This window comes from Celeribacter halophilus, assembly GCF_018860305.1.
Classification (GTDB): domain Bacteria; phylum Pseudomonadota; class Alphaproteobacteria; order Rhodobacterales; family Rhodobacteraceae; genus Celeribacter; species Celeribacter halophilus_A.
Genome location: NZ_JAHKPE010000031.1, coordinates 517,943 through 538,854, shown reverse-complemented (window position 1 = coordinate 538,854; position 20,912 = coordinate 517,943). Strand labels below are relative to the sequence as shown.

Annotated in this window: 18 protein-coding genes; 5 read left to right on the top strand and 13 right to left on the bottom strand. The window is 59.6% G+C overall.

Going from position 1 to position 20,912, the window contains the following annotated elements:
- Positions 1–46: 46 nt before the first annotated feature.
- Genes KO492_RS14480 through KO492_RS14445 form a run of 8 tightly spaced genes read right to left on the bottom strand, consistent with a single transcriptional unit; the run spans position 47 to position 8,893 of the window.
- A complete protein-coding gene (locus KO492_RS14480) occupies positions 47–844 on the bottom strand; it encodes a hypothetical protein (RefSeq protein WP_216045602.1) in 798 nt (265 codons plus the stop codon).
- Positions 841–2,193 carry a DUF3131 domain-containing protein gene (locus KO492_RS14475; protein ID WP_216045601.1) on the bottom strand — a complete coding sequence of 451 codons (1,353 nt, stop codon included), beginning with the start codon at positions 2,191–2,193 and terminating at the stop codon, positions 841–843. Before KO492_RS14475 ends, KO492_RS14480 begins: the two co-directional genes overlap by 4 nt.
- The gene (locus KO492_RS14470) at positions 2,190–4,034 is read right to left on the bottom strand and encodes a glycosyltransferase family 2 protein (protein ID WP_216045600.1); all 1,845 of its coding nucleotides are present in this window, start codon (positions 4,032–4,034) and stop codon (positions 2,190–2,192) included. Before KO492_RS14470 ends, KO492_RS14475 begins: the two co-directional genes overlap by 4 nt.
- Positions 4,031–5,179 carry an acyltransferase gene (locus KO492_RS14465; protein ID WP_216045599.1) on the bottom strand — a complete coding sequence of 383 codons (1,149 nt, stop codon included), beginning with the start codon at positions 5,177–5,179 and terminating at the stop codon, positions 4,031–4,033. Before KO492_RS14465 ends, KO492_RS14470 begins: the two co-directional genes overlap by 4 nt.
- 2 nt (positions 5,180–5,181) lie before the next feature.
- Positions 5,182–6,903, bottom strand: a complete 1,722-nt coding sequence (locus KO492_RS14460) for a DUF3131 domain-containing protein (protein ID WP_216045598.1) — start codon at positions 6,901–6,903, stop codon at positions 5,182–5,184.
- A 54-nt stretch (positions 6,904–6,957) separates the two neighbouring features.
- The gene (locus KO492_RS14455) at positions 6,958–7,350 is read right to left on the bottom strand and encodes an ATP-binding protein (protein ID WP_216045597.1); all 393 of its coding nucleotides are present in this window, start codon (positions 7,348–7,350) and stop codon (positions 6,958–6,960) included.
- Positions 7,351–7,367: 17 nt separating this feature from the next.
- Positions 7,368–7,712: an STAS domain-containing protein gene (locus tag KO492_RS14450; protein WP_066603868.1), complete on the bottom strand. Its 345-nt coding sequence runs from the start codon at positions 7,710–7,712 to the stop codon at positions 7,368–7,370.
- The gene (locus tag KO492_RS14445) at positions 7,709–8,893 is read right to left on the bottom strand and encodes a PP2C family protein-serine/threonine phosphatase (RefSeq protein WP_216045596.1); all 1,185 of its coding nucleotides are present in this window, start codon (positions 8,891–8,893) and stop codon (positions 7,709–7,711) included. The genes KO492_RS14450 and KO492_RS14445 overlap by 4 nt, the downstream gene beginning before the upstream one ends.
- Before the next feature lie 436 nt (positions 8,894–9,329).
- On the opposite strand from KO492_RS14445, the gene KO492_RS14440 reads away from it, so the two are divergent.
- Together KO492_RS14440 and KO492_RS14435 are read left to right on the top strand one after the other, a co-directional pair.
- Positions 9,330–9,872 (top strand): heme NO-binding domain-containing protein, encoded by a 543-nt coding sequence (locus KO492_RS14440; protein WP_216045595.1) that lies wholly within the window; start codon positions 9,330–9,332, stop codon positions 9,870–9,872.
- Between the two features lie 11 nt (positions 9,873–9,883).
- Positions 9,884–11,638: an ATP-binding protein gene (locus tag KO492_RS14435; protein ID WP_216045594.1), complete on the top strand. Its 1,755-nt coding sequence runs from the start codon at positions 9,884–9,886 to the stop codon at positions 11,636–11,638.
- A gap of 6 nt (positions 11,639–11,644) precedes the next feature.
- Here KO492_RS14435 and KO492_RS14430 read toward each other — a convergent pair whose 3' ends face one another.
- Positions 11,645–13,162: a hypothetical protein gene (locus KO492_RS14430; protein WP_216045593.1), complete on the bottom strand. Its 1,518-nt coding sequence runs from the start codon at positions 13,160–13,162 to the stop codon at positions 11,645–11,647.
- Positions 13,163–13,568: 406 nt separating this feature from the next.
- On the opposite strand from KO492_RS14430, the gene KO492_RS14425 reads away from it, so the two are divergent.
- Together KO492_RS14425 and KO492_RS14420 are read left to right on the top strand one after the other, a co-directional pair.
- Positions 13,569–14,603 (top strand): trans-3-hydroxy-L-proline dehydratase, encoded by a 1,035-nt coding sequence (locus KO492_RS14425; protein WP_216045592.1) that lies wholly within the window; start codon positions 13,569–13,571, stop codon positions 14,601–14,603.
- A 161-nt stretch (positions 14,604–14,764) separates the two neighbouring features.
- Positions 14,765–15,109: a RidA family protein gene (locus KO492_RS14420; RefSeq protein ID WP_216045591.1), complete on the top strand. Its 345-nt coding sequence runs from the start codon at positions 14,765–14,767 to the stop codon at positions 15,107–15,109.
- A gap of 100 nt (positions 15,110–15,209) precedes the next feature.
- Here the strand turns inward: KO492_RS14420 and KO492_RS14415 are convergent, their stop codons facing one another.
- The 4 genes from KO492_RS14415 to lhpI all read right to left on the bottom strand — a co-directional run bounded on the left by KO492_RS14415 (position 15,210) and on the right by lhpI (position 20,111).
- Positions 15,210–16,472, bottom strand: a complete 1,263-nt coding sequence (locus KO492_RS14415) for an NAD(P)/FAD-dependent oxidoreductase (RefSeq protein WP_216045590.1) — start codon at positions 16,470–16,472, stop codon at positions 15,210–15,212.
- A 79-nt stretch (positions 16,473–16,551) separates the two neighbouring features.
- Positions 16,552–17,466, bottom strand: a complete 915-nt coding sequence (locus tag KO492_RS14410; protein WP_216045589.1) for a proline racemase family protein — start codon at positions 17,464–17,466, stop codon at positions 16,552–16,554.
- Positions 17,457–18,416, bottom strand: coding sequence for a dihydrodipicolinate synthase family protein (locus KO492_RS14405; protein ID WP_066603898.1), 960 nt, complete (start codon positions 18,414–18,416; stop codon positions 17,457–17,459). Before KO492_RS14405 ends, KO492_RS14410 begins: the two co-directional genes overlap by 10 nt.
- 15 nt (positions 18,417–18,431) lie before the next feature.
- Complete coding sequence (gene lhpI / locus KO492_RS14400) at positions 18,432–20,111, bottom strand: cis-3-hydroxy-L-proline dehydratase (protein WP_216045588.1); 1,680 nt, start codon at positions 20,109–20,111, stop codon at positions 18,432–18,434.
- A gap of 142 nt (positions 20,112–20,253) precedes the next feature.
- Between lhpI and KO492_RS14395 the strand changes: the two genes are divergently transcribed.
- Positions 20,254–20,889, top strand: a complete 636-nt coding sequence (locus KO492_RS14395) for a helix-turn-helix domain-containing protein (protein ID WP_216045587.1) — start codon at positions 20,254–20,256, stop codon at positions 20,887–20,889.
- Positions 20,890–20,912: the final 23 nt, after the last annotated feature.

Genomic DNA, 20,912 nt, shown 5'->3' with positions numbered 1-20,912 from the left:
CTGCTGATCTGACGTGATCCCGTGGCTGACGGTTATTGTCAGGCGGTTATTGGCAGAGCAGGTTGTCGAGGGCGGTGATGGCCTCTGCCGTATCCATGTTGACGCTTTGCGCCCCGAAGAGGTTTTGCAGGGCTGTGCGGGTTCTGCGTCCGGGGATGCCGTCCAGCGGGCCGGGGTTTTCTCCGGCTTCAACGAGCAGCCGTTGCAGGGTGATGCCGGGAGGGCCTTCTGGGATCGCGGCGAGACCGCAGGGGGCGGTGTCCTTCGCGGGCACTGGCGCAACAGGCGTGGTTTCCTCGATGATTTGAGGGGTTGGTTCTGGCGCGACGGTGTCCGGAGTGGTGGAGTCTTCCGAGAGCGGGGCTTGCGGCGCAGGTGTCGGGCTTTCCGGCGGGTTGTCCTGCACCAAGGCGGGCACGGTGCCATCCGGTGGCGGGGCTGTGCCGTCCGGCTCTGCCGCCAGAAGCTGTTGAGCGGCATCGCCACCGAGGAGGCAGGCCTCCAGCAAGTCTGCCGTATCGAGCGCGGCCTGAGGCGCGGTGCCGGTGACGGATTTCTGGCATGTGCCCGCGTCACACAGGACAGTGATCTCCCAGTCGGAATTGGACGCACTCGGGCTGAGCGCGGCTTCGCCATTGGCATAGATGCGATAGAAGAAATTCCGCACCGTGCCTTCCTGCCATATGCCGGGGTAGGTCGGGCTGGGAATGTCTACATGGCGGGTTTCCACCGCTGTGGCACCGGGAAGCGGAATGTCGAACCCCGCGCCCACGCAGGTCTGTGCAAAGGCAGGTAGCACAGGCAGGGCGCAGGCGAGCAGGGAGGTGGTGAGCGCCTTTTTCATTGTGCGGCCCTGATCAGCGGCCCATGGGCGCGGAAGGCCAGAGCGGCGAGGACCACGGCATTGGTGTTGGTGGTCACGGAGCCGTTGGTGGAGCCGTCGGCCTCATAGAGACCTTCGGGCCAGCCGTGCTCCGGATCGCCAAGAGGCGCGAGTTCGGCCACAAGCTCTTTTGCGTAATCCGTGCCAAAGAGCGCATACCATGCGAAGGCGGTTTTGACGGTGACGGTGCGCTTGCTGTCGAGGCGTTCGCCGCGAAATGTCATTACAGCCCAAGGTGCGCCGCCGCCCCAGACGGAGGAATAGACGAAATAGGGGGCTTCATCGAGGTGGGATTCGCTCACTGCGGTCCAGACACCGGTCTCGCGGTAGCGGGCTTCCTGCGCCTTGTAGATGGCGGTGGCGAAACGGTGCGAACGGGCGTCGAAGCCGAATTCCAGCCCGTCGAACACATAGGGTTCGCTGACGGTGAAAGCGGGGGTGACATTGCGGTGCAGACGGTCATCGACGGGAATGGGCTGTCCCATAACCTCCTTGACCATCAGATGTGCCTCCGCGTCATAGGCGCGATACATGTCGAACCCCATGAGCATCATGGCTTTGGCCCCGTATTGACCATAGCCCACGCGGCCCTCCTGATCGCGGCGCAATTCGCCGTCGGCCATGTTGCCGCCGATCAACTGGCCGTCTTCGACCATTTGCGACAGGTCCCAATGCGCCAGCAACGCGCTGACCTGCGGGGCAAGATCGGGGTAGTGCAGGGTGATCTGGTCCAGTGTGCCAACCAGCCGTGCGATGTCCAGCGCCGACCAGCCCAAGCCGCGTTCGACGGGTTTGTTCGTGTAATCCACCAATTCGCCGGTTTCGACATTATAGGCCTTGTTCGGCAGGATGTCGTCAAACAGGCGCATGGCGGTGAGCGTGTCCAGTGCCAGAGAAATCCGTGCTTTCGCCTCGTCTTCGGAGATGATGTCCAGCAGATCGGCGGAGATCACGGCTACGAAATAGGATCCTGTTTCCCACATGGTGGTCGAGGGGTATTTGTCCGCTGAATTGACCAGACCTGTCTCGGGGTGGGTGTTATTCTCGAAATAGCGCCACGCGATTTGCGCATAGGCCAGATCCTCGTCGGAGCTTTCGCCCGCAACGGCCAGCGGCAGCGGCGTGACTTCGTCGAAGGCGGCCATGGGAGAGACGGCGGGGACTGTTTCGGCAGAAGTGTCGGCTTGGGCCACGTCTTGTTTCTCCGGCATAAGGTTTTCGAGACCTATGACGATTAGGAGGCCGCAGGCAAGGGCCACCAGAAAGATGATATGGCTGCGGGCCTTGATCAGGTTTTCACGGAAACTCATGCTGTTTTCGCCTCCTCAGATGCGCCGGAGCTTTCGGCGGGACGCCAGATCGCGGCGGCAATGATGCCCCACATGGCAATGCAATTGTTCAATCCCCATAGGATATTGGCCACCACGCCGCTCGGGGAGTGATCGGTGCCGCCAATGACGAGTGCGCCGATGGCCCAGATCGCGCCTGCAGCTGTGAGCACAAGCACGGAGATTTGCGGGCGGACAAGCGCGAGGAAATTGCCGGACTGGCGGGTTTTGGGGGTGACTTTGAAGGTGACTTTCTCGCCGCGCATGATGGTCCAGATTGCCTTGAGCCCCAGCGGGAAAAAGGCGAGGTAGCTGGCCTTGGCCGGATAGCCGTCGATGCCCCATGCCCCCACCATCATCGCCAGTTCCAGAGTCACCAGAAACGGGATCAGGTGCAGGAAGAATTCCGATGAATAGGACGAGACGGGCGAGATGCCGGTCAGAAGATAGAGGACCGGCGCGAACAGGAAGATGACGTTCCACAGCGGGGCGAGATAGGAATAGAAGGTCGTCGCATACATCAGCCGCTGCGGCAGGGTCAGACCTTTGCGGAACAGCGGGTTGTCATGCACGAGGATGTCGAGACTGCCGCCAGCATATTTGAAGCGCTGCACCGTCCATGTCAGAAGATCCTGCGGCGAGAGCATCTTGCTTTCGACAATCGGGTGCATCTTGGATTTCCAGCCACGCTCGCGGTCCGAATGGAGCACGATGGAGGTGTAGATGTCTTCGGAGACGTGGAATTTGTAAGGGGTAAGCACTTCAGTGGCGGCTGCTTCGGTCTTGATGGCCTGCATCAATTCGGGAGAGACCTCGCGCTCTTTACTCGATACGGTGACGGTTTCTTCCACCGCCCATGTCCGTTTCTCGACATTGGCCCCGAAACTGCGCAGCGCGGCTTCCATTACGGCCTCGCGGCGGTGGATCGAGCCCGCGCCACAGCAAAAGGACGCATTGGCCCAGTTCCGGCGACGCTGAATGATATCGTAGAACATCTTTGGATCGTTCACGAAGGGATCATGTCCGACCATCACCGGCCCGATCACTTTCTCTACGCGTTGACCGATTTTCTCGCCCTTTTCGCCGAACTTCTGTGCGAGCTTGTCGGGGAGAGGTTCGCCCTCTGGCAGGTCGTAGAACCATTGCGGGGTTTGCACCCATGCCATTTTGGGGTCTCGGAAATAGCCCAGCGTATGTTCCAGAAGCGTCGGGAATGGGCGTGTGTCCGCATCACAGATGACAAGAAAATCGCCGTGGGTTTCCTCCATCGCGTGACGCAGGTTGCCCGCTTTGAAGCCCTCGTTGGTGGTGCGGGAGATGTAGTTCGCGCCTTCCTCCTCGGTGACGCGCCGCATTTCGGGGCGGCGCCCGTCGTCGAGAATATGGATGCGTATGTCGATGGGATGCGGATAGGTCATGCGCTTGGCGTCCTGAATGCCGAGACGGACCAGTTCGGGGTCTTCGTCATAGGTGGCAAACATCACATCAACAGAAATAGGACGGTCATGTTCGGGATGATCCGGCGCGACATCTCTGAAAACGGCGGGCGGGGTCTCGATCCGGATCGGATCGTCTTTCCACAGGTTGAAGACGAAGAGCAGCATCCCGATATAGGCGCAGGTCTCCGCGATGGCCAAGGGCACGGCAAACCACATGGCGTCAGGGTTGAGTGAACCGGTCCAGCGCCACCAGATATACCAGCCGCCAATGACCAGCGCGAGAATAGCGAGGAATTGCCAGAGGCTCTCGCGTCTGGCGCTATAGGGCAGCGGCGGCGGCGGTGTCCGGTCCTCGAATTTCAGGAAATAGTCGTCCTTGATCATGCGCCGGCCCCTTTCGCCTTGCGAGCTTCCCACGGGGTCGGACCCAATCCGATGGTCCATGCCAGTGCGCCGACTTTCGACAGGCCCAGCGAGACGAGGAACGCGCCGGGCAGGGCAAGGGCAAAGCGGCACAGCACCAGCACCGTCGGGGACATGTGGCCGGAGATGCCGGTTTTGAACAGGGCAATGTCAATCAGGTCGATGACTGCCGGATGGACGAGATAGATGCCGAAGGAAAACTTCGCGAGTTTGGACCAGACCGGAGACCAGTCAAGGAATTGCCCGCCCATGAAGACAAGAAAGACGCAGATCGGCATGAGGAAGTGGCCGTAGAAATCCCATCCTGCGCGCACGCCCCACGCGCCGTTTTGCACCGCATAGGCAAAGAACGGGATGGTGGCGACATAGGCGAGGATGGCGAAATAAAAGCCGCCACGGCGCAACAGGCGGGATTCTCCGCGCGGGACGCCGTCTTTCCAGATGCCATAGAGCGCGAAGGCGGCCAGCCCGTAGCCGACATAGCCGAGGATTTTCAGGGCACGGATAAAATAGTCACGCAGCGCCGGATCGAGGTCGAGCCCCCAGACGAAGGCTTGGGTGTTGTTCATGATCCCCAAGGTGATGACCAGAGACAGCCCCAAGAGCGGATAGCGGGTTGCCCCGCGCATGAACGGATAGAACAGGAAAAGCGCAAAGAGCGTGGGCAGGAAGTGCATGTGATATTGCACCTTGCCCAAAAGGAAATATCCGGCCCAGTTTTTCACATCGGTGATCTGGTCCCACATATAGGGCGCATAGTTGAAGGCATCGGCCTTGATCAGCCGGAAAAAGGCGTAGAACACCACCCAGAAGACAAAGGGGATCAGCAGGCGCTTGGCCTGCATCCCGATGGCGCTGGAATAGCTGGGCAGTTTGCGGTCCACCCGCATTGCCATGAGAAACAGCGAGAACAGAAAGAACATCTCCGAGCCGGAAAACTCCCCCAGAGAGCGCAGAAGGACGGGAACGAGCCGTTCGGAGGGTTCAACACCGGCAAAGGGCTGGCCCGAAAAGTCGGTGGTGGAATGGATCAGCACAACACCGATCGCGGCAAAGACGCGATTGGCATCGAACCAGACAAGTCTCGGCTTCCCGCTGGCCGCCATTGTTATTCACTCCCCGGCTTGGGGCAGACATTGCCCAAAACCTTGCGCGGGGTCGGGGCGGGCAGGTTGTGTTCCTCGGGGCGGCAATCCGTGGCGGCGGTCTCGCCATTGGTCGGCACAGGGCGGCAATAGAGGAACTCGTCGAGCGGGATCACGGGATCAAGCTGCGTCGGGTTCTCGCAGGCACAACAGGGCACAACCTCTTCCATCATGCGCGGATGACATTTGTTGTCCCGCAGATCGGTGCCGGAATAGGCCGTTTCCCAGTATTGCGTGGCCTCGTTGACCTGTTGCAGGATCGGTCCCTCGACCTTGTAGAGCAGCGCGGCGAGGATGATGCCGTTGTTGTTGGAGGATTGCAGCGGAATAAAGCCGTTGCCGTTTTCATAGAGACCTTCGTAGAAACCGGCATCAGGATCGTAGAGATCGGCAACGCTTTCAAACAGGATGTCTGTGTAATCCGTCTCCCAAAGTGCCCAGAGCCCGATAGCGGCCTTGGCGGCGATGGCGGCACGGTCGGGCTGGTATTCCCCTGTCGGGTCCAGTGTGTTCCACGGGTAGCCGTCTGCGAAGATGCTGTCATAGACAAAATAGGGCTTGCCGTTGACCTGATGCTCGGAGCGCGCGGTGATGATTCCGGTTTGCTCGTAGCGGCGCTGTTGCACGAGGTAGATCCGGTTGGCAAACTCCGCCCGCCAGCCGTGGCTCGCCGTCATCCCGTCATGGGATTTGTCTGTTGGCAGGTCCCAGCCCATCTCAAGCCCGTCGAGGATATACCCCTCGGTCAGCACATAGTTCTGGTTCTTGAAAATCCGCGGGTCGCGCCCGTCATAGGGCACTTTTACGTCGTAAATCGTGGTGTATTTCAGCGGTTCGGGGGACATGGAGCGGTCCACGTCAAAGCCCCAGAGCGCAAAGCCCTTGGCGGCGTATTCCTCATAGCCGAGGCGGCCTTCCTGCACATATTGGGTGGAGCCGTCGCCGCGTTTGAACGCGCCGAACATCCGCCCGTCATCGCTGACGAGGTTACAGAAGTTCCAGCGCATCGGCACGTTGTCCACGCTGTTGGCCAGATAGGGGTAACGCTCCTTGAGGATACGCAGCCACACCAGCATCCGCCCGATATCAAGCGCGGACATGCCGACCTCGCCGGCCTCGTTGGCGTAGTTCACCTTTTCACCGGTTTCCGTGTTGTAAACCTTGTTGGGGGCCTCGCCCTGATACAGGTTCAGATTGCGCAGGGTGTTGAGAAGCTTGGTGGCGCGGGTGTCGAATGTGCGCTTGTCGATGAGGCACAATTCCCGCGCGGCGACCAGAGCGCTGATATAGGAGGCCGTGTCCCACAGGGTGGTCGAGGGGTAGGACCCCACGGCGTTTACTAGCCCCGTTTCCGGCTGGAAGCGTTTCTCGAAATAGGACCATGCGATCCGTGCCATCTTGTATTCGCGCTCGGACAACTCGCCGTTGCGCCCGAAATGGGGTTTGGACATGGTGTCGCTGTCATGTTCGCAACGCGCAGTGCTCATATCGTCAAATTCGATATGCAGCGGCGCCTCCGAGCGGATTGTCACGCTGTTATATTCGGTGCCATTGATGGAAATATTGTCGATGGTCATGCTACGGGGCAGGGTGCTGCCCTCTTCCTGCGCCAAGGCGGCCACTGGTGTGATTGCCACGAGACCCGAGACGATGCCCGCCCGTGCGGAATTCATAAAATTGCTCATGGTGCTTACTCGTTCAGGTGTTGGGACGCGAGGTCCGGTATCGTTTTGCATGGCCTATCCCCGCGCTTTAAAAGTCAGTTTCAAACGGTTTCCTTCCGGCGCAGGCCCGTAGTCGACCTGATCGGCACATTCGAGGATCAACCCGAGGCCGCGCCCGTTTTCCGCCAGCGCGTCGATCTCGTCGAGCGCGCGTGCCTTGTCCCGAATGTCAAAGGCCACAGCCCCTTTCGGGTCGAAAATCTCCGTGCTCAAGCTCTCGGCCTCGTGCCGGATTTTCACCGTGATCGGCGCGGATTTGTCTGTCGTTTCCGCATGTATTACCAGATTGGCCAGTGCCTCGCTCAGGCAGATGTCGAAACGGAACAGAGCCTCGCCGCTCAATGCGCCGTCGACATGCGACTTTAACGTCAAGACCATCGGATCAATGGCCTCGATCTGGTTTGGCATATGAAACGACATCTCCGTCACGAGGCTTCGTTCATCGCCTGCACGGCGGCTGCGGAGTCACTGTAACTTTTGAACACGCGGTCCATGCGGCAGATTTTAAACATTTGTTGCACGTCGTCATTCAGCCCGCAGACCACCAGATCCCCCCTGTGGCCGATCTTCTTCAAAAGGCCGGTCAGCGCGCCCAGACCCGAGGAGTCGAGAAAGGAGACATCCTTGAAGTCGATCACAAGCTGGCTTGCGCCTTCGGTGATCAGGGTGATGACCTCGTCCTTGAACGCCTTGGCATTGACGGCGGTTAGCCGTTCGACGCCGGGGCGGACAATAAGGATGTCTGTGTCTGTTGTGTCGGTGAATATCATTGGGTCTGTTTCCTTCTCAAAGCCAGCACTGTCAGATCGTCCTCAAGTGCATGGCCTTCGCGCCATGTGTGGAGCTGTTCCGCGATGATTTCGGGAATCTTGCAAATATCGGTGAGGTGGTTTTCGCCGACCAAGGCGTTCAGACGGTCCTTGCCAAAGGGCTCTCCCTGCGGGGTTTCCGCCTCGGTCGCGGCATCGGAACACAAGACGAGCAAATCGCCTTCGTCAAAGGTCATCGCGTCGTTGTCATAGGTGAAATGGTCAAACATCCCGACCGGAAACCCGCCTTCGCCAACAAGGCGCGCGGTTCCGTCCGAGGCGACATAGGTCGGGGACGGATAGCCCGCCTGACAATATTCCATATGGCCTGTGTCTGTATCGATCACGGCACAGAACATGGTGAAATAGTCGTCATTGTCGGCGGCGCTGAACCGTGTGTTGAGATTGGCGACAAGGGCTGCGGGATCGGGCGCACCGCTGGCGTCAAACGCCGTATTGGTGAAAAACTCCGGCGTGATGAGATGGCCGATGGCGACCGAGAGCAAAGAGGCATGGATGCCATGCCCCGACACATCGACCGCATAGACACCGAGCTTGTTCTCCGTCAGGGATAGGCAGCCGAACATGTCGCCGGACACGACCGCAGAGGGTTCGAACACCGATGCGATGGAGATGCCTTGCATGCTGCGGCGAATGTCGGGGAGAAGCTGGCGCTGGGCGTCTGCGGCGGCTTTCATATCCTTCTGGATGCGGTCATTGGCCTCTTTGAGGATGCGGTGCTGTTCGGCCTGATCCCATGCGTGGCGCGCCAGACGGGAAGCCACACGGATGCGGGCCTTCAGGCGGGTCGGGTCGTCGCCCTTTGTCATGAAATCGTCGACACCGGCCTCCAGCGCATCTTCGCTGGCTTTCTTGTGGCTGCCGCCGGTGAGCATGATGATATGAACATAGTGACCCAGTTCGGCCTCGCGCACGGCGCGGGTCAGTTCGATGCCGTTCATTTCCGGCATTTGCAAATCGGTGATGAGAATCTGGGCCTTGCTGGACTTGAGCAAATCCAGAGCGCCCTTTCCGTCTTCTGCGGGCAGGACGTTGTAGCCCAGATGCTTGAGCACTTGGGTCAAATAGGATCTCTGGATGAAATCGTCTTCGGCGATGACAATGTCCAACGGATCAATCATCCGGCCTCCCCCTCCTGTTCCACGGTCGACGAGAGGAACCCGTCCGGCTCGATATTGAGCGGGTGTGCAGTATGTCCGGACAGTCGGGCCAAGATCATATAGCGTCCTCTTTCCGTGTGTGGTATTAAACCATAGGTTGAGTATAAACGTGATTGTTCGCCAAAACCACTTATTCATGCCATCGCGGCAACAATAAGGCGGAGTGATGCTTTCTGAGCACGACGCGGAAACGCTGTGATTGTGATGTGAAAAGGGGGCGATTTCGGGAGGGCGAATGCCACCTTACCCCTGCGTAAAATGTCCCGAAACGCAGATTGTCCTTGTCTGTGCACATGAATTGGGCATGACTTACAGGCAGGGAATGTATGGTTTGACCCTGTGTTGACGCGCTGTGACCCCTTGAGCGTATAGCCGGTAGTATGGAGCGAGTAGCGCGATGAAAGGCACGATTTTTGTAGAACTGGTCAAGATGGCCGAAGGCGCCTTTGGCGAGGATGTCGTCGATGATGTGCTGGACAAGGCCGATCTAGACAATGGCGGGGCGTTCACCACGGTGGGCAATTATCCCTGTTCCGAACTGGTCAAGATTGTCGTCGCCTTTAGCGAACACTCCGGTCTGAGTCCCGATGTGCTGCAAAAGATGTTCGGGCACTGGATGCTTACGCATTTCGTCGAGAACTACCCCGAGTTTTTCAGCAGCAAGGCGGACGCTTTCTCCCTGCTCGAGTCAATCGAGGGCGAGATTCATGTGGAAGTCCGCAAGCTCTACCCCGAGGCGGAGCTTCCCACGTTCGAGACCGAGCGCAAGGACACCACGCATCTGAACATGACCTATGAATCGCCCCGACCTCTAAGTGCGTTTTGCCACGGTATGATCGAAGCGGCGCTTGAGCATTTCGACCAGACGGGCGAGATCACCAGTCAGGCCGATCCAGCCAATGCACAGGTCACAAATTTTGCAATCACCTTGGCTGAATAGGGGGTCGTAACATGACCACGCCCCCTGACGACCGCGTTTCCCGCCGCCGCTATGAGCGTGAACAGATTGCACGCGCCGAAGCGGAAAAGCTGCTCGAAGACAAAAGTCGCGAGCTTTTCGATGCCAATACGGCGCTGAGTGCCCAGTCGGCCAATCTTGAACGCGCCGTCAAGGAACGCACGGAAGAGCTTGAGCAGGCCCTGAAACGCGCCGAAGCGGCGTCTACCGCGCGCAGCCGTTTCATCGCCACCATGAGCCACGAAATCCGCACCCCTCTGGGCGGGCTTTTGGGGATGATCGACCTTCTGTCGATGGATGAAAAAGACGCGAGCAAGCTCGAACTGCTGAACTACGCCAAAGCGGCGGGCGAAGGCTTGAGCCGGATCGTCAATGACGTTCTCGATTTCTCCAAGATGGAGGCGGGCGTCTTTGTCTTCGAAGAAGAGGACGTGGATATTCGCGCGCTGGTCGAAAGCATCCGCATCCTCTACACCTCGCATGGCAAGGGCACAGGCCGGACGATTGTCACCAAGATCGACCGTTCCGTGCCAAAGCTCTTTCGCAGCGACGCCACGCGAATCCGCCAGATCATTTCCAACCTCATCAACAATGCGCTGCGCTATTCTGCCGACGGGCCGATCATTTTCCGCGCCAAGGCAGAAGCGCATGAAAAGGGCGTTTTGCTGCGCTGTGAGGTTGAGGATTTTGGTGTAGGTATTCCGCCGGAAAAATTCAAAGACCTGTTCAAGGATTTCGCACAGGTTGCCAATCCTCTGACTGTCGCGGCGCAAGGCACCGGTTTGGGGCTGGCCATTTGCAAACGTATCCTTGACGGGCTGGGCGGCAAGGTGGGTGTGGAAAGCAGCCTTGGCGAAGGCTCGACCTTCTGGTTCGAAGTGCCGGTCGAAGTGGTTTCCCGTCCGCAATCCACGCAAGATGACGATGCCGAGATGGCTTCAGGGGAACTGTCCCCTGCGCGCAGCATCGAGGGGCTGCGTGTGCTGATTGCCGAAGACAATATCATCAATCAGAAGATGCTTCTGGCCTATACCGACCGCATGAATCTCAAGGCCGATCTGGCGGAAAACGGACGCATCGCGGTCGAGAAGTTCGCCCCCGGAAAATACGACCTGATCCTGATGGATATTGCCATGCCGGAGATGGACGGGATCGAGGCCACGCGGCAGATCAAAACCAAATGGCCCGCCAAGGATGTCCCGCCGATCTTCGCTTTGACCGCCCATGTGGCCGATGCGATCGAGGAAGAGGCCAATATCGTCGGGATTGATCGGATTTTGTCCAAGCCGATCCCGTTCAACACGTTGAAAGCCCTCATCGAATCCTCTCTGAAGCTCTCGAAGGCAAAAGCCGGAGCCGGACCGAAGGTTGCGGAGACTTCGGTTGTGACCGCGTCGCAGAATGCCCCCGCCATTGTCGCGGAGTTGAAAGGCCGGATGGTGCCGGAGGTGGTCAACCATCTGCTTGAAATCTTTGACATGGACGGGCTGATTGATCTGGTGCAAAAATTTGTGGTGGATGCCTCCTTGCGGCTGGAGCAACTGATTGCCGCCGAGCGCAGTGGAGACAAGGACGCCGCGTCCAAACAGGCCCATTCGCTCAAGGGGGCCAGCCTTGCTCTGGGGTTCAAGGATATGTCTGACATGGCGCGGCATATGGAATTGCGCGACAGTGATGTGGATGTCGAGGGGCTCGCGGCAGAATTTATGTCGAAGATCAACGAGATACGGTCAATCTTATCCCTGTGATCCGGTTCAGAAACTGAACTTGTAGGTCAGGGACAGGTTGCCGCCGAGGATGCCCGGCCCTGGCGCATCGCCCTTGTTCCACGGCCATCTGTTGTTGCTGTAATTGCTATAGGACACCAGCACCTTGTCATTGACCTTATAACTCGCGGAATAACTGTAATCGGGGTCATATGTGTCTTGGGCATCGGGCGCATAGAGATAGGCCGTGCCTCCGACGCGGAGTTTGTCCGTGACCGCATAGCCGCAGGAAAGGTTGAAACTTTTCGCCACCGGATCGGGCAGGGCGACACTTGCCGAGCAGGGCAGGGATTTGTCGTTGGGCAAATGAATGGTCGGCAGTTTGTAGCTGGCCCGCAGCGTGCCGTCGAGCAGACCGTCCAGAAAATTCCCGTTCTCGCCACCGAATTGAGCCGAATAATTGCTATAGCCGAGATTGATCTTGTCGCTGACCTTGTAGTTGAACGCATAGGTGTAGTCCGGATCGGACGAAGCGCGGTCTTCGGGAAAGAGATAGCCGACCAGTGCGAAGCGGAAAGACAACCGGCGGGTCAGGTTGGTGCTACAGCCCAGACTGGCGCGCGGTTTCTCGAAACTCAGGGTCGGGTTGTCTGAACCGTCCTGAAGGCTGGTTGTCGCGGTCAGGGCGCAAGACAGTTTGATGCGTTCAAAGAAACTCTGGTCCGCCTCCGGCGCAGGCGCGGTGGGCGCTGCGCGAGTCTGTGCCGAGGTCTGTGAGGAAGACGGGGTGGCGGCCTGTGCGGCGGACTGTGCCGCGGGCTGTGTGCGCGGTGTGGCAATCAGTGGCGGGACCGTCACCGGTGCGAGGGTCTGGTGACATTCGTCCGGCAGGAAACCGGCCACTTCGGGACAGGCCTCGTCGAGATCACTCGGCGGCGGCATGGCCTCGCTTTGCTGTGCGGCGGCGGCAAGTTCGGCGTCGCTTTCGTTTTCAACGGCTTCTGCCTCTGCCGCTTCGGCAAGTGCGATCTGCTCCTCGTCCGTGAGAACGGGAGGCGCAGGTGTGCTGACCACGATGACCGGTTCCGGCTCTGGTTCCGGCACAGGCTCCGGTCCTGTGCCCGCCAGAATCCAGCGTGCGATATAGGTCGCCGCCGCTTTGGCATCCGGTGCCACGGGCGGGGCGGGGCGCGGCTCTCGGGTTGCGGGCACCGAGAATGCCTCTCCATCGCGCCCTGTGATTTCGCAGGACACAGCCAGCGTGCAGGTGAGAAAATACATGCGCTGTGCGACCGCGCCGCCGGACAGGATTTTCGCCGTGCCATCGGGATAGATCACATAGACCCATTCCCCGAGATACCCCCTCTGAAACCGCGTTGTGTGAAAGGCGCTGGGCAGATCAATGATGACCTCTTCGGCCTCCGGCGCAGCGGGGTCCGTGGTGTTCAGCACATCGCGGCTCTCATAGGGCGCTTGCGCCAGTCTCAAGACCTCATCCGCCGGCTGCGCGCACATAGGCGCGGCGAGCAGAAGGCCGGGGAGGACATGATGAAAGCGGCGGCTCATGGCGTGATATGCGTCCTCGGCAGGGGGCGGGCCCGTTCCACTCGGGCGATGCGGGGTCGGTCATTCGGCGTGATGGCAAGCGAGGCGCTTACTCTGCTGTTTCGATTATGAGCGGGATATTTGGTGACGCAAGAGACAGTTTTCTTTTGTTTCCGGATGTTGCCTCTTCTCCAAAGGGGCGAACTATCCGGCGTGTTTTCCGCTCTGTGCGGAGTGGCGATAACCTGCTGTGGGGGCGCGGGTTTCCATCTGTCGGACGGGGTGTTTCGTTGCCGGATGTCACTGATGGAACGGTGCCTTTCCAACCTTATGGAAAAACATAAATTATCATTTGAAAACAGAAAATAAGATGGATTACCTCATGCGGATATGGCAGGCTTCGTCAGGATAAAACGAGGGCCGGAATATGCGCAGCACGAAAGTCATTCATGTGGTCTCCTGTCACGCCGAAGGCGAGGTCGGGGATGTCATCGTGGGCGGTGTCACCCCGCCGCCGGGGGAGACGATCTGGGAGCAGCGCAAATGGATTGCCGAGGACGAGACCCTGCGCAACTTTATGCTGAACGAACCGCGCGGGGGTGTGTTCCGACATGTCAATCTTCTGGTGCCGCCCAAACATCCGAAGGCACAGGCAGCGTGGATTATCATGGAACCCGAAGACACGCCGCCCATGTCGGGGTCGAATTCGATCTGCGTCTCTACGGTCCTGCTCGACAGCGGGATTATCCCGATGCAGGAACCTGTCACGGAGATGGTGCTTGAGGCCCCTGGCGGCTTGGTCCATGTGCGCGCCGAATGTGCCAATGGCAAGGCGGAGCGGATTTTTGTGGAAAACCTGCCCTCTTTTGCCAGCCGTCTGGACGTGCCGCTCACGGTGCCCGGATTGGGCGAGATCACCGTGGACACGGCTTTTGGCGGCGACAGTTTTGTTGTGGTCGATCCGGTCGCTCTTGGCGTTGACCTGACACAAGAGAATGCCCGCGAGATTGCCGAACTTGGCATCCGCATCACCAATGCGGCCAATGCGCAATACCGGTTCGAGCATCCCGACAAGCCGGATTGGGCGCATCACTCCTTTTGCCTCTTTGCCGGTCCGATCACCCGCGAGGGCCACGAATTGCGCGCGCAATCTGTTGTCGCGATCCAGCCGGGGAAACTTGATCGCTCCCCGACGGGCACGGCGGTGTCGGCCCGTATGGCGATCTTGCATGCCCGTGGCGAGATGGGGCCGGATGACCGTTTCACCGGCGTGTCCATCATCGGTTCTGAGTTTCATGGCCGCATTCTCGGCACTGTGCCGCTTGGGGATCACACGGCGATCCGGCCGGAGATCAACGGGCGGGCGTGGATCACCGGCACGCATCAACATATGCTGGACCCGTCGGATCCGTGGCCGGGGGGCTATCGCCTCTCCGATACATGGCCGCGTATCACAGGATAGGTCTCATCCCTGCGCGGGCCTGAATCTTTTGCGTTTCGCGCCAAACCGGGCCGCAGGTTTTCGGGGATATCTGTGCAAATCATGAATGGAAACGGCCTTTCGTATCCGATGTATGAGACATACGCGGTGTGAGAGGCTTTAGAGAAAAGGAAAACATGACAATGACCATCAAACGTATCGAACCCGGCGCGCGGATGAGCCAAGCCGCGGTGCATAACGGAACCGTCTATCTGGCCGGTCAGGTCGGTCACGGTGCCGATGTGACAGAGCAGTCCAAGGATGCTTTGGCATCTGTGGAGCGTCTTCTGGCCGAGGTCGGGTCGGACAAGTCGAAAATCCTGTCCACCACGATCTGGCTGGCCACGATGGATGATTTCGCTGACATGAATGCGGTGTGGGATGCTTGGGTTGACCCGAAAGCGCCGCCGGCGCGGGCCTGTGGCGAAGCGCGTCTGGCGACTTCGGAGTATCTGGTGGAGTTCATGGTGGTGGCAGCGGTCGATTGATCGGAACCGGTTGATCGTGACTTGTTGAACACCGCTGACTGAGCGCGATCCTGCGCCGGAATAAAGCGCCCGCCGGAGATTTCTCTGGCGGGCGTTTGGCTTAGAACGGTGCGGCGAACCGTGCGGCGTCGAAAGGCGAGAGCGAAATCTCGGGTGTCTGGCCGCTGGCCAGAGCGCAGACAAGTTCCGCCGTTCCGGCCGATTGTGTCAGCCCGAGGTGGCCGTGGCCGAAGGCATAGATCACCCGTTCGGTTTTCGCGGAATGTTCGATCACCGGCAGGCTGTCGGGCATCGAGGGGCGAAAGCCCATCCATTCCGTGCCACCTTGCGGGTCGAACCCTTCCAGAAAGTTCTTGGCCTTTTCCACAAGGATTTTCGCGCGTTTGTAATTCGGCGGAAGGTCCAGACCGCCCAGTTCCACCGCCCCGCCAACGCGTAGCCCTTCTCCGATTTTGGAGATGACAAAGCCGTGGTCGGCAAAGGTGAGATGGGTTTTCAGATCGAAACCGGCCTGTGGAAAGGTGGTGTTATAGCCGCGCTCGGTCTCAAGCGGAATCCGTTCGCCCAAACTGCGCGCCAGATGATGCGACCATGCACCGGCGGCGACGACCACCTGTGCGGCGGTGATGGGGCCTGAGGCGGTCAGGATTTCCACCCCGTCTTCGAGAGGGGAGAGGGATTTGATTTCCGCGGTTTCGATCACCCCGCCCGCGTCGATAAAGCACTGTGCAAGATATTCGGTCCAGCGTGCCGGATCGACCGTGTTCATCCAGTCGGGCGTGTAGCCGGCATGGGTGAAGCGCGGGTGCAGTCCGGGTTGGATCTCCGCGATTTCATCGGGGCTTTTCAGAAGGTCGAAGGCAATCCCGTGCTGGCGGCGCAAGTCCCATGACGGGAGCGTGGCACGGAACTGTGCTTCGCCTTCATAGACCTGCAATTGCCCTTCGCGGCGCATCATGTCTTCGCCCTTTGTCTCGACAATCAGCCGCTCCAGTGCGGCGCGGGACAGGTGCATGAGGCTGGACTGGGCTGTGACGGCGGCCTCATAGCGGGATTTGGAGGTGGCGCGCCAGAAGTGATACATCCACGGCGCGATCTTGAGCGCATAGGCCGGACGCAGCGACAGCGGTCCTAGAGGATCAAGCAGCCATTTGGGGGCCTTGCGCATGATGCCGGGGGTCGCGAGCGGTTCGACATCGGTATAGGCAAAGGCGCCTTGATTGCCGCGCGAGGTTTCTGCGGCCACGCCTTTGCGGTCCAGCAGACGCACCTGTCGCCCTTGGCGTTGCAGGGCCAGAGCAGAGGTGACGCCGATAATGCCAGCGCCGATAACGATGATGTCGGAGGAACCGGTTGGGGACATGGTGCGCCTCGCAGTGCATATGAATGAAAATCCGTCCGGCACACAGGGGTCATGCGCCGGACGGGGGCGGGAAGACAGGCTAGCCTGTGATCCCGTGTCGGAAAGGGTCGGTCGGTTCGAAAATCAATGTGCTGTTGGCCATGATCCACGCCTGTCCGGTGATGGACGGGATCACCCCGCCATCCTTGCCCGCGCGCCAGGACAGGCGGTAGGAACTGCCGATCACGCTTTCTTGCAGGATTTCGTCGCCTTCCGCGAGTTGCCCGTCTGTGGCGAGACAGGCCAGACGCGCCGAACAGCCCGTGCCGCAAGGGGAGCGGTCATAGGCATCATCGGGGCAAAAGACGAAATTGCGGCTGTGCCCGTCTTCGGTGAGCGCAGGGCCGTAAAAGATCACATGATCGATATTCTCCCCAGCCGCCTGTAGCGCGCTGCGCACATCGGTGGCGGCGCGGGTCAGTTCGGGTATATGCGCCGGTGTGACCGGAACCGGAGAGGGATCGACGATATAGAACCAGTTGCCGCCATAGGCGATGTCGCCGGTCACAGTGCCCAGACCGTCCACCTCGACGGAGACCGCCGTTTGCGTGCGCCGGCTTTCGATATTGGTCACGGTCACCGTATTGGCGTCATGGACCTCGACATTGACCACGCCCACAGGGGTTTCGATCTTGTGATGGCCTTCGCCGATCAGCCCCAGATGCACAAGGGTGACGGCCAGTCCGATGGTTCCGTGCCCGCACATGCCAAGCACGGCTTCGGCGTCGAAATAGATGACGCCCGTCACACAGTCGGGATCGACCGGCTCGACCAGTAGCGCACAGACCATGGCGGTCTGGCCACGCGGTTCGAGAATGACGGACTGGTAGAAGGTTTTGTGCTCGGTCGCGAGACGTTCGGCGCGCTCGGCCAGAGGACCGGACCCAAGGTCCGGACCTCCGTTGAGGATCACCCGCGTCGGCTCTCCGCCCGTGTGACTGTCGATCACATGCATTCAGCGATCACTCCGCCTTGTTTCGACCAGTTGGCGAACCATGTGTTGAACTGGTGGAACTGCTTTTCGCAGAAGGTCGCTTGCGACGGGGACAGAGCGTCGGTCTCATAGATGTTCAAACGGTATTCGTCATGGCCTTTGAGCACCATGAGATGTTTGAAATAGAGCACCAGATCGACACCTTCATCGAATTTCGCCAGCACCGAGAAGGCCTCGGTCAATTCGCGGGCGCGCTGGTCGGCTTCGGGATCGCCTTGGGCGGCCTTTTTCGACAGGGCGGTGAGCAAAAGTGTCTCTTTCGGGTAGATCGTGCCGATGCCGGTGATCGTGCCCACAGCGCCGCATTTGACGATGCCGTGATAGACCTCTGTGTCGACGCCGACCATCAGGAGCACATCGTCATCCTGATTGGTGATGTGTTCTGCGGCATAGCTCAGATCGGACTTGCCGCCGAATTCCTTGAACCCGACGAGGTTCTTGTGCTCCGCGCGCAGGGCAAAGAACAGGTCGGCCTTGGTCGTGTAGCCGTAATAGGGGCTGTTGTAGATGATCGCAGGCACATCGGGGGCCGCGTCGAGAATGGCTTTGAAGTGGTTCTTTTGCGCCGCAACCGAGAGGCCGCGGGACAGAACGCGCGGGATCACCATGAGACCGGCCGCGCCGACTTTCTGGGCGTGGGCGGCATGGTCTACGGCGGATTTGGAGTTGATCGCACCGGTGCCGACAACGACGGGCACACCGGCTTTGGTCAGGCGCTCGACGCCTTCCATACGCTGCTCGTCGGTGAGCAGGGGCCAATCGCCGCAGGAGCCGCAATAGACGACGCCGGACATGCCCGCATCCATCATCTCGGTGCCTTTGCGCACAAGCGCGTCGAAATCGGGCTGGCGGTCTTCGGTGCAGGGCGTCAACAGGGCAGGGATCGTGCCAAAAAACACATCTTTGTTCATTTCATATCTCCGTAATTATTCAGGTGTGATCCAGTGCGGCGGCTGGGCTGGTGCCAGACCGCTACAGGCGGAGCGGGCACATTGTGACAGCGAACCGAAACGCACCGCACGTTTCGAAAGGCCGGGTGCGTAATGGGCATATTTGCCCGAATTGGTCATGAGCGTGCGGGCCTCGGGCGGAAACACCGGCTCGGAGATGGAACACCAGCACAGATCGGGGACGATCTTGACACCCGCCGCCTCCAGCCGCGCCTTGACGCCGCTTTCGGTGATCTGGGCAAGGCTCTGGCGTCCAAGGGTGATGATCGTTGTGACCTCGGGGCTGACATGTTGCCCGTCCATGAGATCGGCAAAGGCATTGCATTCATTGGTGGAGAAATGCGGGCTGCCAAGGGCCACCAGTTCGACCTTTTCGGCGCCTTGGTTGAAGCCTTCCCAGAGTTGGGCAAAGTCTTCGGGGCCGATGTCCATGTGATCTGCATGGGGCAGGGGCGCAAGATCCGCCTCCGGCGTGATCCCCGCGATATGCAGCATCGGTGCGGCGGAAGTGGTACCATAGGCCGCGCAAAGCGCCTTGAGGTCGTCTTCGCTGGGCTGCGTGTCTTCCAGCCCGCGGATCAGCGGGATGCGGTCCGGTGCGGCCTGACCGACGAGCCAGCCGAGCATGGGCCAGAACGCATCGTCGATGCCCTCGGGCACGGTGACATCCAGAATTCGTTCCGGTGCGCGGTTGCCGTCGAGATAGACGCCGGACTGGGCGGCGCGGCCCGTCAGGGCGATGCTCAGATCCATGAAATCCGCGTGTTTGACCGTGCGCGCGCCCAGCACGCTGTTGGCATAGACCACGGCGTTGCTTTCCGCCCATGCGATCTCTTCGCCTTGCTTGGGCTTGTCTTCCAGAAGGTAGGGCGCGCAGGTAAAGCTCGGCTTGGCCCCCATTTCGACATAGGCATCGGCCAGTTGGCTGGCGGGGAGGCCGAATTCTTCGGCCACACCCTGCGCGCGCCAGTTGGCGTGATCGACGGAGATGGCATTCATTGTGGTTGGCACACGCACGCGCCCGCCCTTGTCGGCCATGGTGCGGGCAAAGGTGAGAAAGGCGGGGCTTGCATAGATGCAGCCGTCGATATGCACGCGGCTGACATCGGTGAGGCGGGTGGCGCCTTGTGCCACGGCCATGGTGGTAATGATCTCCATCGCCACTTGCGCCGCCTCGCCAAAGGCACCGGCAAGGAACTGGCGGTCCTGATCGGTGAGTTCAAGCGTGTCGGATTTCGGCGAGAGCGGTATATCAAGCGCACCGGCGGTCAGATGTGTCTGAGTGATCTCGGCAGAGGTTTCCTGTGCCAGCGCGTCGTAATCCTCGGCCGACAGGCGCAGGACAGCAATCGGATGGTCGAACAGTTTTGTCGCCACCAGAGCGCCAAGCGTCAGAATATCCTCGTTCTCACGGAAGATCAGTGCCTTGGGCGCGTGTTCGGCAAAGGCCAGCCCCAAAAGCACGCCGCTGCCGGTGCAGGAGCCGCGGCTGGTGGGCATCATGACAATATGGCCGGCCAGAGACTTCCCGTGCTGCGGGTGATGGGCGTCGATGATCTGCCCCGTGGCCGGATCAACCCCGCCCCAGACACTCAGCCCCTCGTCACAGACAAGAAGCGGACCTGAAACCCTGGCGCTGATGATCACGTCTGACATTCTGTTTCCCTGTTCGCTAAACCGACACCCCAGCGTTGAAATTTGCGTCATCGCTATTCCGCTGGCAGGCTTTCGATTGCTATTGTTGTAATTGATGCAAATATATGCTTAAACAATCATGATTGGTAAGAAAAGAAAAATTATGTCGAAAACGGAAAATATTCCCGCGCCTTCTGACAAGGAAAGCTGGGAGACAGAGCGCCATCATTTGCGGGCCGAGCTTGGCAGCCGCATGAAGGCGGTGCGTCAGGCGGCGGGTCTGACGCTGGAAGCTGCGGCCCAGAAATCCGGCGTGGCGCTTTCGACGATCCACAAGATCGAAAACGGGCGTGTTTCGCCAAGCTACGAGAATCTTGTGAGAATCGCGCGTGCCTATGACATCGGCATGGAACGGCTCTTTTCCGAAGACCACGACGCCCACCAGACCACGCGCATGACCGTCACCAAGGCGGGGCAGGGACGTGTGGTCCGTGCCAAGCATTTCGAATACGAGGTGCTGTGCAATGCTCTGGCCGAGAAAAAGATCATCCCGCTGGTTACCACGGTCGAAAAACGCGATGCCTTGCGCTCGGAAGATCTCGAATCCCATACTGGCGAGGAAACGCTCTATGTGTTGTCCGGCCGGATCGAACTTGTGGTCGAACATTACAAACCGGTGATTCTGGAGCCGGGAGATTGCGCCTATTTCGACAGCACGATCAAACACGGTATGCGCGCACTTGATGACACAGAGACCAAAGTGTTCTGGGCCTGCACCTATACCGACTTCGCCAAATAACCCCCCCTATAACATCCCCATAG